This window comes from Klebsiella sp. CSG-1 (genome assembly GCF_056521145.1).
Map to the genome: position 1 here is coordinate 13,234 of NZ_JBWNLD010000025.1, position 13,104 is coordinate 26,337.

28 protein-coding genes are annotated in these 13,104 nt (G+C 50.2%); 1 reads left to right on the top strand and 27 read right to left on the bottom strand.

Annotated elements, in window-relative coordinates:
- Nucleotides 1–7: 7 nt before the first annotated feature.
- The 24 genes from rpsM to rpsJ form a co-directional block, all read right to left on the bottom strand.
- Complete coding sequence (gene rpsM / locus AC007G_RS27885; protein WP_004868349.1) at nt 8–364, bottom strand: 30S ribosomal protein S13; 357 nt, start codon at nt 362–364, stop codon at nt 8–10.
- A gap of 146 nt (nt 365–510) precedes the next feature.
- Nucleotides 511–627 carry a 50S ribosomal protein L36 gene (gene rpmJ, locus AC007G_RS27890; RefSeq protein WP_000868187.1) on the bottom strand — a complete coding sequence of 39 codons (117 nt, stop codon included), beginning with the start codon at nt 625–627 and terminating at the stop codon, nt 511–513.
- A 31-nt stretch (nt 628–658) separates the two neighbouring features.
- On the bottom strand, nt 659–1,990 hold the full coding sequence (gene secY / locus AC007G_RS27895) for a preprotein translocase subunit SecY (RefSeq protein WP_004868351.1): 1,332 nt from the start codon (nt 1,988–1,990) through the stop codon (nt 659–661).
- A gap of 7 nt (nt 1,991–1,997) precedes the next feature.
- Nucleotides 1,998–2,432, bottom strand: coding sequence for a 50S ribosomal protein L15 (gene rplO / locus AC007G_RS27900; RefSeq protein ID WP_004868352.1), 435 nt, complete (start codon nt 2,430–2,432; stop codon nt 1,998–2,000).
- Between the two features lie 3 nt (nt 2,433–2,435).
- A complete protein-coding gene (rpmD, locus tag AC007G_RS27905) occupies nt 2,436–2,615 on the bottom strand; it encodes a 50S ribosomal protein L30 (RefSeq protein ID WP_001140434.1) in 180 nt (59 codons plus the stop codon).
- Between the two features lie 3 nt (nt 2,616–2,618).
- The gene (rpsE, locus tag AC007G_RS27910; protein ID WP_004106339.1) at nt 2,619–3,122 is read right to left on the bottom strand and encodes a 30S ribosomal protein S5; all 504 of its coding nucleotides are present in this window, start codon (nt 3,120–3,122) and stop codon (nt 2,619–2,621) included.
- Nucleotides 3,123–3,136: 14 nt separating this feature from the next.
- Nucleotides 3,137–3,490 (bottom strand): 50S ribosomal protein L18, encoded by a 354-nt coding sequence (gene rplR, locus AC007G_RS27915; protein ID WP_000358960.1) that lies wholly within the window; start codon nt 3,488–3,490, stop codon nt 3,137–3,139.
- Nucleotides 3,491–3,499: 9 nt separating this feature from the next.
- A complete protein-coding gene (gene rplF / locus AC007G_RS27920; protein ID WP_004868354.1) occupies nt 3,500–4,033 on the bottom strand; it encodes a 50S ribosomal protein L6 in 534 nt (177 codons plus the stop codon).
- 12 nt (nt 4,034–4,045) lie between these two features.
- On the bottom strand, nt 4,046–4,438 hold the full coding sequence (gene rpsH / locus AC007G_RS27925) for a 30S ribosomal protein S8 (RefSeq protein WP_004106343.1): 393 nt from the start codon (nt 4,436–4,438) through the stop codon (nt 4,046–4,048).
- Between the two features lie 33 nt (nt 4,439–4,471).
- On the bottom strand, nt 4,472–4,777 hold the full coding sequence (gene rpsN / locus AC007G_RS27930) for a 30S ribosomal protein S14 (RefSeq protein ID WP_002919667.1): 306 nt from the start codon (nt 4,775–4,777) through the stop codon (nt 4,472–4,474).
- Between the two features lie 14 nt (nt 4,778–4,791).
- Entirely contained in the window at nt 4,792–5,331 is a 540-nt protein-coding gene (rplE, locus tag AC007G_RS27935) for a 50S ribosomal protein L5 (RefSeq protein WP_001096206.1), read from the bottom strand.
- Between the two features lie 14 nt (nt 5,332–5,345).
- Nucleotides 5,346–5,660, bottom strand: a complete 315-nt coding sequence (gene rplX / locus AC007G_RS27940; protein WP_004106345.1) for a 50S ribosomal protein L24 — start codon at nt 5,658–5,660, stop codon at nt 5,346–5,348.
- Nucleotides 5,661–5,670: 10 nt separating this feature from the next.
- On the bottom strand, nt 5,671–6,042 hold the full coding sequence (gene rplN / locus AC007G_RS27945; RefSeq protein ID WP_002919748.1) for a 50S ribosomal protein L14: 372 nt from the start codon (nt 6,040–6,042) through the stop codon (nt 5,671–5,673).
- A 161-nt stretch (nt 6,043–6,203) separates the two neighbouring features.
- Entirely contained in the window at nt 6,204–6,458 is a 255-nt protein-coding gene (rpsQ, locus tag AC007G_RS27950) for a 30S ribosomal protein S17 (RefSeq protein WP_004868357.1), read from the bottom strand.
- Nucleotides 6,458–6,649 carry a 50S ribosomal protein L29 gene (rpmC, locus tag AC007G_RS27955; RefSeq protein ID WP_004868359.1) on the bottom strand — a complete coding sequence of 64 codons (192 nt, stop codon included), beginning with the start codon at nt 6,647–6,649 and terminating at the stop codon, nt 6,458–6,460. Before rpmC ends, rpsQ begins: the two co-directional genes overlap by 1 nt.
- Nucleotides 6,649–7,059: a 50S ribosomal protein L16 gene (rplP, locus tag AC007G_RS27960; RefSeq protein WP_002919759.1), complete on the bottom strand. Its 411-nt coding sequence runs from the start codon at nt 7,057–7,059 to the stop codon at nt 6,649–6,651. Before rplP ends, rpmC begins: the two co-directional genes overlap by 1 nt.
- Before the next feature lie 12 nt (nt 7,060–7,071).
- Entirely contained in the window at nt 7,072–7,770 is a 699-nt protein-coding gene (rpsC, locus tag AC007G_RS27965) for a 30S ribosomal protein S3 (RefSeq protein WP_002919766.1), read from the bottom strand.
- A gap of 17 nt (nt 7,771–7,787) precedes the next feature.
- Complete coding sequence (gene rplV, locus AC007G_RS27970) at nt 7,788–8,120, bottom strand: 50S ribosomal protein L22 (protein ID WP_002919773.1); 333 nt, start codon at nt 8,118–8,120, stop codon at nt 7,788–7,790.
- A gap of 14 nt (nt 8,121–8,134) precedes the next feature.
- Entirely contained in the window at nt 8,135–8,413 is a 279-nt protein-coding gene (rpsS, locus tag AC007G_RS27975) for a 30S ribosomal protein S19 (RefSeq protein WP_001138115.1), read from the bottom strand.
- 16 nt (nt 8,414–8,429) lie between these two features.
- Entirely contained in the window at nt 8,430–9,251 is an 822-nt protein-coding gene (rplB, locus tag AC007G_RS27980; RefSeq protein ID WP_002919786.1) for a 50S ribosomal protein L2, read from the bottom strand.
- A gap of 17 nt (nt 9,252–9,268) precedes the next feature.
- Nucleotides 9,269–9,571, bottom strand: a complete 303-nt coding sequence (rplW, locus tag AC007G_RS27985) for a 50S ribosomal protein L23 (protein WP_004868363.1) — start codon at nt 9,569–9,571, stop codon at nt 9,269–9,271.
- The gene (rplD, locus tag AC007G_RS27990; RefSeq protein ID WP_000424395.1) at nt 9,568–10,173 is read right to left on the bottom strand and encodes a 50S ribosomal protein L4; all 606 of its coding nucleotides are present in this window, start codon (nt 10,171–10,173) and stop codon (nt 9,568–9,570) included. Before rplD ends, rplW begins: the two co-directional genes overlap by 4 nt.
- A 10-nt stretch (nt 10,174–10,183) precedes the next feature.
- A complete protein-coding gene (gene rplC / locus AC007G_RS27995) occupies nt 10,184–10,813 on the bottom strand; it encodes a 50S ribosomal protein L3 (protein WP_004868374.1) in 630 nt (209 codons plus the stop codon).
- 32 nt (nt 10,814–10,845) lie between these two features.
- Complete coding sequence (rpsJ, locus tag AC007G_RS28000) at nt 10,846–11,157, bottom strand: 30S ribosomal protein S10 (RefSeq protein WP_001181005.1); 312 nt, start codon at nt 11,155–11,157, stop codon at nt 10,846–10,848.
- A gap of 379 nt (nt 11,158–11,536) precedes the next feature.
- Between rpsJ and AC007G_RS28005 the strand changes: the two genes are divergently transcribed.
- Nucleotides 11,537–12,004, top strand: coding sequence for a prepilin peptidase (locus AC007G_RS28005; RefSeq protein ID WP_032696885.1), 468 nt, complete (start codon nt 11,537–11,539; stop codon nt 12,002–12,004).
- On the opposite strand, the gene bfr is transcribed toward AC007G_RS28005, so the two are convergent.
- From bfr to AC007G_RS28020, 3 genes are all read right to left on the bottom strand, one after another.
- Nucleotides 11,988–12,464 (bottom strand): bacterioferritin, encoded by a 477-nt coding sequence (bfr, locus tag AC007G_RS28010; protein WP_004868378.1) that lies wholly within the window; start codon nt 12,462–12,464, stop codon nt 11,988–11,990. The two genes, AC007G_RS28005 and bfr, sit on opposite strands and share 17 nt — an antisense overlap.
- Nucleotides 12,465–12,537: 73 nt before the next feature.
- The gene (gene bfd, locus AC007G_RS28015; protein ID WP_004868381.1) at nt 12,538–12,732 is read right to left on the bottom strand and encodes a bacterioferritin-associated ferredoxin; all 195 of its coding nucleotides are present in this window, start codon (nt 12,730–12,732) and stop codon (nt 12,538–12,540) included.
- A 179-nt stretch (nt 12,733–12,911) separates the two neighbouring features.
- Nucleotides 12,912–13,104: EF-Tu C-terminal domain-related protein (locus AC007G_RS28020; RefSeq protein WP_032276470.1), on the bottom strand; the 193-nt coding region annotated here is incomplete at its 5' end.

The following is a 13,104-nucleotide window of genomic DNA, read 5'->3' on the forward strand; positions in this document are numbered from 1 at the left end:
ACCCCGATTATTTCTTGATCGGTTTACGCGGACCCTTACGGGTACGTGCGTTGGTCTTAGTACGCTGACCGCGAACCGGAAGACCACGACGATGGCGTAAACCACGATAGCAACCAAGGTCCATCAGACGCTTGATGCTCAGGGTGATTTCACGGCGCAGATCACCTTCAACGACAAATTTACCTACTGCTTCACGCAGGGATTCAATTTGTTCTTCAGACAGCTCACTGATCTTAACATTTTCAGCGATACCCGTGTCAGCACAGATGGCTTTAGAGCGGGTCTTGCCGATACCGAAAATAGCAGTTAATGCGATTACGGTATGTTTCTGATCAGGAATGTTAATGCCTGCTATACGGGCCACTATGCACTCCTACTATTTAATATGTACGCACCATGCTGAAAAGCCCGTTTTCAGGATACTCAAATGGAAACGCACAGACATACAAAAGATTGGCTGGCTAATCTAGCCAGCTCAATCCAACTTTGCAAGAAAAATATGCGAAAAAATCAGCCTTGGCGCTGTTTATGCTTTGGCTCGGCACTGCAAATCACGCGGATGACGCCATCACGCTTAACGATTTTGCAGTTACGGCATAATTTCTTGACGGAAGCACGAACTTTCATTTTTACTCTCCGTAACTTCTCGGGCGCCCTGTTAGCGGCCGTAGCCTTTCAGGTTCGCCTTCTTCAATGCAGACTCGTACTGACTTGACATCATCAGAGTTTGCACTTGAGCCATAAAGTCCATAATCACAACGACAACAATAAGCAGCGAGGTTCCACCGAAGTAGAACGGCACTTTCATTGCATCACGCATGAACTCCGGGATCAGGCAGATAAAGGTAATGTATAACGCACCAACCAGGGTCAGGCGAGTCATTACTTTATCAATATACTTCGCCGTTTGCTCTCCCGGACGAATTCCTGGTACAAATGCACCGGACTTCTTCAGGTTATCTGCTGTTTCACGCGGGTTGAAAACCAACGCCGTGTAGAAGAAACAGAAGAATATGATTGCAGACGCATAGAGTAACACATAAAGCGGTTGCCCAGGCTGCAAATACAGCGAAATTGTTGTCAGCCAGTTCCAACCGGTCCCGCCCCCGAACCATGACGCGATGGTCGCAGGGAACAGAATAATACTGGAAGCGAAGATTGCCGGGATAACCCCTGCCATATTCACTTTCAGCGGTAAATGTGTGCTCTGTGCAGCATAGACACGACGACCTTGTTGACGCTTCGCGTAGTTCACCACAATGCGGCGTTGACCACGTTCTACGAATACAACAAAGAAGGTCACGGCAAATACTAATACTGCAACCAACAGCAACAGGAGGAAGTGCAGGTCGCCTTGACGCGCTTGCTCGATAGTATGGGCGATGGCTGGCGGGAGTCCCGCAACGATACCAGCGAAGATAATGATCGAAATACCGTTACCGATACCACGTTCAGTAATCTGTTCGCCGAGCCACATCAGGAACATAGTCCCTGTGACCAGACTTACAACAGCGGTGAAATAGAATGCAAAGCCTGGATTCATCACCAGGCCCTGCATACCAGGCATATTCGGCAGACCGGTAGCAATACCGATCGACTGGAATATCGCCAGCACCAGAGTACCGTAACGGGTGTACTGGCTGATCTTACGACGACCAGACTCCCCTTCTTTCTTTATTTCTGCCAGCGGCTGATAAACAACCGTCAACAGTTGGACAATAATCGATGCCGAAATATACGGCATGATACCCAAAGCAAAGATAGAAGCACGGCTGAGAGCACCACCAGAGAACATGTTGAACATTTCAATGATGGTGCCTCGCTGTTGCTCAAGCAGTTTGGCAAGTACAGCGGCATCAATACCAGGGATCGGAATAAAAGAACCAATACGGAACACAATCAGCGCACCGATAACAAACAAAAGTCTGCGTTTCAGTTCGCCAAGTCCACCTTTGGCACTTTGAAAATCTAATCCCGGTTGCTTAGCCATCTGCTACTTATTCCTCAATTTTACCGCCAGCAGCTTCGATAGCAGCACGAGCACCTTTAGTCACACGCAGGCCACGAACAGTTACCGGACGAGCTACCTCACCAGACAGGATCACTTTCGCGAACTCAATCTGAATACCGATAATGTTAGCTGCTTTCAGCGTGTTCAGGTCGACTACATCGCCTTCTACGTGAGCCAGATCAGACAGACGAACTTCTGCAGTGATCATCGCTTTACGAGAAGTGAAGCCGAATTTCGGCAGACGACGGTACAGAGGCATCTGACCACCCTCGAAACCGCGACGTACGCCACCGCCAGAACGAGAGTTCTGACCTTTGTGACCACGACCACCGGTTTTACCGAGGCCAGAACCGATACCACGACCAAGGCGTTTACCCGCCTTTTTGGAGCCTTCGGCCGGAGACAGAGTATTTAAACGCATCTCTTACTCCTCAACTTTAACCATAAAGGAAACCGCGTTGACCATACCACGAACAGCAGGAGTATCCTCGCGTTCTACGGTGTGACCAATACGACGCAGACCCAGGCCAAGCAGCGTTGCCTTGTGTTTCGGCAGACGACCGATTGCACTGCGGGTTTGAGTAATTTTAATAGTCTTTGCCATGGTTTATTTCCCCAGAATTTCTTCAACGGATTTACCACGCTTGGCAGCGACCATTTCTGGAGAATTCATATTTTCCAGGCCATCAATAGTTGCACGAACCACGTTGATCGGGTTGGTGGAACCATATGCTTTAGCCAGAACGTTATGAACTCCAGCAACTTCCAGAACGGCGCGCATTGCACCACCGGCGATGATACCGGTACCTTCGGAAGCTGGCTGCATGAATACACGAGAACCCGTGTGAACACCTTTAACCGGGTGTTGCAGGGTGCCGTGGTTCAGCGCGACGTTAATCATATTGCGACGGGCTTTTTCCATCGCTTTCTGGATCGCTGCTGGAACTTCACGCGCTTTACCGTAACCAAAACCTACGCGGCCATTACCATCACCAACTACAGTCAGAGCTGTGAAGGAGAAAATACGACCACCTTTAACGGTTTTAGATACGCGGTTAACCGCGATCAGCTTTTCCTGCAGTTCGCCAGCTTGTTTTTCGATGTGAGCCATCTTACACCTCTACCTTAGAACTGAAGGCCAGCTTCACGGGCAGCATCTGCCAGTGCCTGGACACGACCATGATATTGGAACCCGGAACGGTCAAAGGAAACATCTTTGATGCCTTTTTCCAGAGCGCGTTCAGCAACAGCTTTACCCACAGCTGCAGCCGCGTCTTTGTTACCGGTGTACTTCAGTTGTTCAGCGATAGCTTTTTCTACAGTAGAAGCAGCTACCAGAACTTCAGAACCGTTCGGTGCAATTACCTGTGCGTAAATATGACGCGGGGTACGATGTACCACCAGGCGAGTTGCACCCAGCTCCTGGAGCTTGCGGCGTGCGCGGGTCGCACGACGGATACGAGCAGATTTCTTATCCATAGTGTTACCTTACTTCTTCTTAGCCTCTTTGGTACGCACGACTTCGTCGGCGTAACGAACACCCTTGCCTTTATAAGGCTCAGGACGACGGTAGGCGCGCAGATCTGCTGCAACCTGACCGATCACCTGCTTATCAGCGCCTTTCAGCACGATTTCAGTTTGAGTCGGGCATTCTGCAGTGATACCGGCCGGCAGTTTGTGTTCAACAGGATGAGAGAAACCTAAAGCCAGGTTTACTACATCCCCTTTAACCGCTGCACGATAACCTACACCAACCAGCTGAAGCTTTTTAGTGAAGCCTTCGGTAACACCGATAACTACTGAGTTAAGCAGGGCACGCGCGGTACCAGCCTGAGCCCAACCGTCTGCGAAACCATCACGCGGACCGAAGGTCAGTGCATTATCTGCATGTTTAACTTCAACAGCATCGTTGAGAGTACGAGTCAGCTCGCCATTCTTACCTTTGATCGTAATAACCTGACCGTTGATTTTTACGTCAACGCCGGCAGGAATAACGACCGGTGCTTTAGCAACACGAGACATTTTTTCCTCCGATTAGGCTACGTAGCAGATAATTTCGCCACCAAGACCAGCTTGGCGCGCTGCACGATCAGTCATAACACCTTTAGAGGTAGAAATAACTGCGATACCCAGACCCGCCATAACTTTTGGCAGCTCATCTTTACGCTTATAGATGCGCAGACCTGGGCGGCTGACACGCTGAATGCTTTCTACAACAGCTTTACCCTGGAAATACTTAAGAGTCAGTTCCAGTTCCGGCTTGATGTCGCCTTCAACTTTAAAATCTTCAATAAAGCCTTCTTCCTTCAGCACGTTGGCAATTGCCACTTTCAGCTTGGAGGAAGGCATGGTGACCGCAGCTTTATTCGCGGCCTGACCGTTACGGATACGGGTCAGCATATCCGCGATCGGATCTTGCATGCTCATCTGTCTTTACTCCCGTGATTCAATTGGTGACAATTACCAGCTAGCCTTTTTCAGACCCGGGATTTCACCGCGCATTGCGGCTTCACGGACCTTGATACGGCTCAACCCGAACTTCCGCAGGAAACCATGCGGACGACCTGTTTGACGGCAGCGGTTACGCTGACGAGACGGGCTGGAATCACGCGGCAGAGTCTGCAGCTTGAGAACGGCATTCCAACGATCTTCGTCGGTTGCGTTCACATCAGAGATGATAGCTTTCAGTTCAGCGCGTTTAGCGAAGAATTTATCAGCTAAAGCCACGCGCTTTACTTCGCGTGCTTTCATTGATTGCTTAGCCATTAAGTAACCCTACCTTACTTGCGGAACGGGAAGTCAAAGGCAGCCAGCAGAGCGCGGCCTTCTTCATCAGATTTCGCAGTAGTGGTAATGGTAATATCCAAACCACGAACGCGGTCGACTTTATCGTAGTCGATTTCTGGGAAGATGATCTGCTCACGGACACCCATGCTGTAGTTACCACGACCGTCGAAAGACTTAGCGGACAAGCCACGGAAGTCACGGATACGCGGTACAGCAATAGTGATCAGGCGCTCAAAGAACTCCCACATGCGTTCGCCACGCAGAGTTACTTTACAGCCGATCGGATAGCCCTGACGGATTTTGAAGCCTGCAACTGATTTGCGTGCTTTGGTGATCAACGGCTTTTGACCGGAGATTGCTGTCAGATCAGCTGCTGCGTTATCCAGCAGTTTCTTGTCAGCGATCGCTTCACCAACACCCATGTTCAGGGTGATCTTCTCGACCCGAGGGACTTGCATGACAGAATTGTAGTTAAACTCAGTCATGAGTTTATTAACTACTTCGTCTTTGTAGTAATCATGCAGTTTCGCCATCGTACTACTCCAAATTACTTGATAGTTTCGCTGTTAGATTTGAAGAAACGGACTTTTTTGCCGTCTTCGAATCTAAAGCCTACACGGTCAGCCTTGCCGGTTGCCGCATTGAAGATTGCAACGTTAGAAACCTGAATAGCAGCTTCTTTTTCAACGATGCCGCCTGGTTGGTTCAGAGCCGGAACCGGCTTCTGGTGTTTCTTAACCAGGTTGATACCTTCAACAATGAGCTTGCCGGAAGACAAGACATTCTTAACTTTACCGCGTTTACCTTTATCTTTACCGGTTAACACGATAACTTCGTCATCACGACGGATTTTCGCTGCCATGATTCGCTCCTTAGAGTACTTCTGGTGCCAGAGAGATAATTTTCATGAACTTCTCGGTACGAAGCTCACGAGTTACCGGCCCAAAAATACGCGTACCGATGGGCTGCTCGCTGTTATTGTTCAGAATAACGCATGCATTACCATCGAAGCGAATGACAGAACCGTCCGGGCGACGAACACCCTTCTTGGTGCGCACCACTACCGCCTTCAGCACATCACCTTTTTTGACCTTACCACGCGGAATTGCTTCCTTGATGGTGATCTTGATGATGTCGCCTACGCCTGCGTAGCGACGGTGCGAGCCACCCAGAACCTTGATACACATTACGCGACGTGCACCGGAGTTGTCGGCGACGTTCAGCATAGTCTGTTCTTGGATCATTTTAGTGCTCCGCTAATGTCAACTACTACTGAGACCCAAAGTCGGGCCGTTAAAAATCCCCATATCGAGGGCGCGGCATTATAACACCGGAAATCGGATATGGGTAGAAAAAATAAACGGCTCATCGCTGAGCCGTTTATCCGTTGAGAATGCAGGCTCTATTACAGAACTGCTTTCTCTACAACGCGAACCAGCGTCCAGGACTTAGTCTTGGACAGCGGACGGCATTCGTGGATTTCGACCACGTCACCGATACCGCATTCGTTGTTCTCGTCATGTACGTGCAGTTTGGTCGTACGCTTGATGAATTTACCGTAGATCGGGTGTTTCACAAAACGTTCGATAGCAACAACGATGGATTTCTCCATTTTATTGCTAACTACGCGACCTTGCAGAGTACGGATTTTATCGGTCATTACGCACCCGCCTTCTCAGTCAGTAAAGTCTTAACGCGTGCAACATCACGACGCACTTGCTTCAGCAGATGAGTCTGTTGCAGCTGGCCACTTGCAGCCTGCATACGCAGGTTGAACTGCTCACGCAGCAGGTTCAGCAGCTCAGCGTTCAGCTCTTCAACGCTTTTTTCACGCAGCTCTTTTGCTTTCATTACATCACCGTCTTAGTTACAAAGGTGGTTTTGATAGGCAGTTTCGCTGCTGCCAGGCCGAAGGCTTCACGGGCCAGCTCTTCCGGTACGCCGTCCATTTCATAAAGGACTTTACCCGGCTGAATCAAGGCAACCCAGTACTCCACGTTACCTTTACCTTTACCCATACGAACTTCCAGCGGCTTCTCGGTGATCGGTTTGTCCGGGAATACACGGATCCAGATCTTACCTTGACGCTTAACTGCACGGGTCATAGCACGACGTGCTGCTTCGATCTGACGTGCAGTCAGACGACCACGGCCAACAGCTTTCAGACCGAAAGTGCCGAAGCTAACATCCGTACCCTGCGCCAGACCACGGTTGCGGCCTTTGTGCACTTTACGGAATTTTGTACGCTTTGGTTGTAACATCAGCGACGCTCCTTATTTACGGCCTTTACGCTGCTGCTTTTTAGGTTGAGCAGCCGGTTCCGGTTGTTCAACAGCAGCCATACCACCCAGGATCTCGCCTTTGAAGATCCATACCTTAACGCCGATTACACCGTAAGTGGTGTGCGCTTCAGAGGTGTTGTAGTCGATGTCAGCACGCAGAGTGTGCAGCGGTACGCGACCTTCACGGTACCATTCGGTACGTGCGATTTCCGCGCCGCCCAGACGGCCGCTAACTTCAACTTTGATACCTTTAGCGCCCAGACGCATTGCGTTCTGTACAGCACGCTTCATCGCACGACGGAACATAACGCGACGTTCCAGCTGAGAAGTGATGCTGTCAGCAACCAATTTAGCGTCCAGTTCTGGCTTACGAACTTCGGCGATATTGATCTGTGCAGGAACGCCAGCGATATCCGCTACGACCTTGCGCAGTTTTTCTACGTCTTCGCCTTTCTTACCGATAACGATGCCCGGGCGAGCAGTGTGAATAGTCACACGGATGCTCTTAGCCGGACGCTCGATAACGATACGAGATACGGACGCTTTAGCCAGTTCTTTAGTCAGGAACTGACGTACTTTAAAATCGCTGTCCAGGTTGTCAGCGAATTCTTTGGTGTTCGCGAACCAGGTAGAGTTCCATGGTTTGACAATACCCAGGCGAATACCATTAGGATGTACTTTCTGACCCATTGCTAGTCTCCAGAGTCTCAGCGATCGGACACAACCACAGTGATGTGGCTGGTGCGCTTCAGGATGCGATCTGCACGACCTTTCGCACGCGGCATAATGCGCTTCATGCTCGGGCCTTCGTCTACGAAAATTTTCGCAACTTTCAGATCGTCAATGTCAGCGCCATCGTTGTGTTCAGCGTTAGCAATGGCAGATTCCAGTACCTTCTTGACCAGTACAGCAGCTTTCTTGTTGGTGTAGGTCAGAATATCCAGGGCCTGCGACACTTTCTTACCGCGAATCAGGTCAGCTACAAGGCGAACCTTCTGAGCAGAAGAACGAGCATGGCGATGTTGAGCTAAAGTTTCCATCTCTTCCTCCTACCTTATTTCTTCTTCGCTTTTTTATCAGCAGCGTGGCCGCGATAAGTACGAGTCGGTGCGAATTCACCCAGTTTGTGACCAACCATTTCGTCGGAAACAAAAACTGGAACGTGCTGACGACCATTATGGACAGCGATGGTCAAACCGATCATGTTAGGAAAGATCGTTGAACGACGGGACCAAGTGCGCAGGGGCTTCTTGTCTCCGCTTTCCACCGCTTTCTCTACCTTCTTCAGCAAGTGCAGGTCAATAAAAGGACCTTTCTTGAGAGAACGTGGCATGGCTTATCCTCTAAAATTATTTGCTACGGCGACGTACGATGAATTTATCAGTACGCTTGTTGCTGCGGGTCTTCTTACCTTTGGTCTGCAGGCCCCACGGGGATACCGGGTGCTTACCAAAGTTACGACCTTCACCACCACCATGTGGGTGGTCGACTGGGTTCATCGCAGTACCGCGAACGGTAGGACGAACACCACGCCAGCGTGCAGCACCTGCTTTACCCAGTACGCGCAGCATATGCTCAGCATTGCCAACTTCGCCCAGAGTAGCGCGGCAGTCTGCTTCGACTTTACGCATTTCACCAGAACGCAGACGCAGGGTGACATAAGCACCGTCGCGAGCAACGATCTGAACGTAAGTACCAGCGGAACGAGCCAGCTGACCGCCTTTACCTGGTTTCATTTCTACGTTATGAACGGTAGAACCAACCGGGATATTGCGCATCGGCAGGGTGTTGCCTGCTTTGATTGCAGCATCAACGCCAGACTGAATCTGGTCGCCAGCTTTCAGGCCTTTAGGGGCCAGGATGTAACGGCGTTCGCCATCTTTGTACAGAACCAGCGCGATGTTCGCGGAACGGTTCGGATCGTACTCAAGACGCTCAACAACTGCCGGGATACCATCTTTGTTGCGTTTGAAGTCAACAATACGGTAAGCCTGCTTGTGGCCACCACCGATATGACGGGTGGTGATACGGCCATTGTTGTTACGACCACCGGATTTGCTGTTTTTTTCCAGCAACGGAGCAAAAGGTTTGCCCTTGTGCAGCTCAGGGTTAACCACTTTAACAACGTGGCGACGACCCGGAGATGTCGGTTTACATTTAACAACTGCCATTGTATTACTCCTCCGACTTACTCAGCGCCGCCAACGAAGTCCAGATTCTGGCCTTCTTTCAGGGTGACGTAAGCTTTTTTCCAGTCGCTACGACGACCGATACGCTGTCCGTGACGTTTAACTTTCCCTTTAACTACCAGGGTGTTAACGACTTCGACTTCGACTTCAAACAGTTTCTGCACAGCAGCTTTGATTTCTGCTTTGGTCGCGTCTTTAGCAACTTTGAGAACGATGGTGTTTGTTTTTTCCATCGCAGCAGACGCTTTTTCAGAAACGTGCGGTGCACGCAGCACCTTCAGCAGACGTTCTTCACGAATCATGCCAGCATCTCCTCAACTTGCTTAACAGCATCAGCAGTCATTACGACTTTGTCGAAGGCGATCAGGCTAACCGGGTCGATACCAGTTGCATCGCGTACGTCAACCTTGTGCAGGTTGCGCGCAGCCAGGAACAGGTTCTCGTCCAGCTCACCGGTGATGATCAGCACATCTTCCAGAGCCATGTCTTTCAGTTTCTGTGCCAGCAGCTTAGTTTTAGGCGCTTCAACAGAGAACTTCTCGACAACGATCAGACGATCCTGACGTACCAGTTCGGACAGAATGCTTTTCAGCGCGCCGCGGTACATCTTTTTGTTAACTTTTTGACTGTGGTCCTGCGGACGAGCAGCGAAGGTTACGCCACCGGAACGCCAGATCGGGCTCTTGATAGAACCTGAACGCGCACGGCCGGTACCTTTCTGGCGCCACGGCTTTTTGCCTGAACCAGTTACTTCAGCACGAGTCTTCTGAGCACGAGTACCCTGACGAGCACCAGCTGCATAAGCAACAACAACCTGGTGTACCAGCGCTTCGTTGAAATCACGACCGAAGGTAGTTTCGGAAACAGTCAGCGCGCTCTGCGCGTCTTTCAATACTAATTCCATTGCTATCTCCTCACGCCTTCACAGCTGGTTTAACGATCAGGTCGCTACCGGTTGCACCCGGGACAGCACCTTTAACCAGCAGCAGGTTGCGCTCAGCGTCAACACGTACTACGTCCAGGCTCTGAACGGTGACACGCTCATTACCCAGCTGACCTGCCATTTTCTTGCCTTTGAACACTTTGCCCGGAGTCTGGTTCTGACCGATAGAACCCGGAACGCGGTGGGACAAGGAGTTACCGTGAGTAGCGTCCTGGGTACGGAAGTTCCAGCGCTTAACGGTACCAGCAAAACCTTTACCTTTAGAGGTACCGGTTACGTCAACTTTTTTAACGTCAGCAAACAGTTCAACGCTAATGCTCTGACCTACGGTGAATTCTTCGCCGTCAGCAAGACGGAATTCCCACAGACCACGGCCAGCTTCTACGCCAGCTTTAGCGAAGTGACCAGCTTCCGGCTTGGTTACACGGTTAGCTTTTTTAGCACCGGTGGTAACCTGAATTGCGCGGTAACCATCGTTAGCCAGGTCTTTGACCTGAGCAACACGGTTTGCTTCAACTTCGATTACGGTTACTGGGATAGATACGCCATCTTCAGTGAAGATGCGGGTCATGCCCACTTTTTTACCGACTAAACCAATCATTGTTTCAACCTCTCAATCGCTCGATGACCTGATTAACCCAGGCTGATCTGCACGTCTACACCGGCAGCCAGATCCAGACGCATCAGAGCATCAACGGTTTTCTCAGTTGGCTCAACGATGTCAACCAGACGCTTGTGAGTGCGGATTTCGTACTGATCGCGCGCATCTTTGTTGACGTGCGGAGAAATCAGAACGGTAAAGCGCTCTTTGCGGGTCGGCAGCGGGATCGGACCACGGACCTGCGCACCAGTGCGCTTGGCAGTCTCGACGATTTCCGCGGTTGATTGATCGATCAGACGATGATCAAACGCTTTAAGACGGATACGGATTCTTTGGTTCTGCATGAGACCAGAGCTCCAATTATTTATAGACGAAATGGTTACTCCTCATACCCATTACGATTGATGGGAGAGTGTAACCGTTCTTACATAGTTCCCCAATTGGGAACATTGTTTGATAGCTAAAAGCTCTATCAGGGTTCATATCGAACCAGCCTGCCAATTTTGACAGGCCCGCGCATTATACGCAAATTCGGGCTCGACGCAAGTGCTGCATACAAAATCAGCAATCATTTTTGCGTGCTGCGGCGGGCGGGCATTGAAAGTCGTGAAAACTGAGGTAATACCGTGGATAGCGCCTCGCGATAATGAATGCGGACCTTTGCCATCCATCTCTTTTTCGACCAGACTCCGCGCATATCTCCATCGCCAGGTAACCTCACCGATGATGCCCCCCTTATTACTGGTCTATAGCGGTTTATCCCTCGCCCTCTGCTGGTACGATCTGCGCTACGGCCTGCTTCCCGATCGCCTGACCTGCCCCCTGCTCTGGAGCGGGCTGCTCTATTATCTATACTACGCTCCACTACGGCTGGAATATGCCGTTGGCGGCGCCATCGGCGGCTATCTGGCTTTCACTTTACTCTATTGGCTCTATCGGGGGATTCGCGGTTATGAAGGGCTCGGCTATGGGGATGTCAAATTTCTGGCCGCACTTGGCGCGTGGCACGGTTGGCCAATGCTGCCGCAGCTGGTTTTTTTGGCGACTGTCTTCGCCGGGGGAGTCATGCTGCTAGTGATAATTCTCGGGAAAGCACCGGGGTCATTGAACAACCCGCTGCCTTTTGGCCCTTTTTTGGCTGCAGCGGGTTTTTGGTGCGGATGGCAAACGCTAGTCAGTCAGCCACTTTGATTTGTGACTGGAGATAGTTTTGCAGTCCTAATTTACCAATCAGATCCAGCTCCGTTTCCAGCCAGTCAATATGGCCTTCTTCGTCCGTCAGGATTTCAATAAGCATGTCACGACTGACATAGTCATGGACGCTGTCGGCATAAGCGATCGCTTCACGTAGGTCTTTTGCGCCTTCGAGTTCCAGTCGCAAATCAGATTGCAGCATCTCTTCGACATCTTCACCGATGCCCAGTTTGCCAAGATCCTGTAGATTGGGGATACCTTCAAGGAAGAGAATTCGCTCGATATACTTATCGGCGTGTTTCATTTCATCGATGGATTCATGATATTCAACATCATTGAGGCGCATCAGGCCCCAGTTCTTGAACATTCTGGCGTGAAGAAAGTACTGATTTATTGCGACAAGCTCATTTCCCAACAATTTATTGAGATAACTTATGATTTTGACATCACCTTTCATTATATAGTCCCTCCGCTTCCACTTATTGAAGCGTAGTTCGGGCTATAAAGATGTCAAAGAAAAGCCTGAGCTCTTAAGCGCTCTCCTGGTATTCCGGCATGCGAGTTAATTCATCTTCCATAATCTCACGGGCAGCACGGACACATTTACCGCATTGATTTCCAACAGGAATAAATTTGCGCAATTGCTGAAAAGACTGTGGATGAAATTGACGTACGGCCTGACGAATTTTTTTATCGTTTACACCATTACACAAACAAACGTACATACCGACTCCCGTTCAATTTATGCTCAAAAGTGTAAATGAGAATAGTTATAATTACAATAGTGAGTTGATTAAATACGCAAAGAGATACTCTTTTTTCGTACAAACATCATTCTGGTCAACGCCAGATAACGGGCAGCAAAAAGGGCGCCGAAGCGCCCTTTTTCATTCAGAACTAATAATTAGCCCAGAACTTTAGCTACAACGCCCGCGCCAACGGTACGGCCGCCTTCACGGATTGCGAAACGCAGACCGTCGTCCATCGCGATCGGGTGAATCAGGGTAACAACCATTTTGATGTTGTCGCCCGGCATTACCATCTCTACGCCTTCCGGCAGTTCGATGGTGCCAGTCACGTCAGTTGTACGGAAGTAG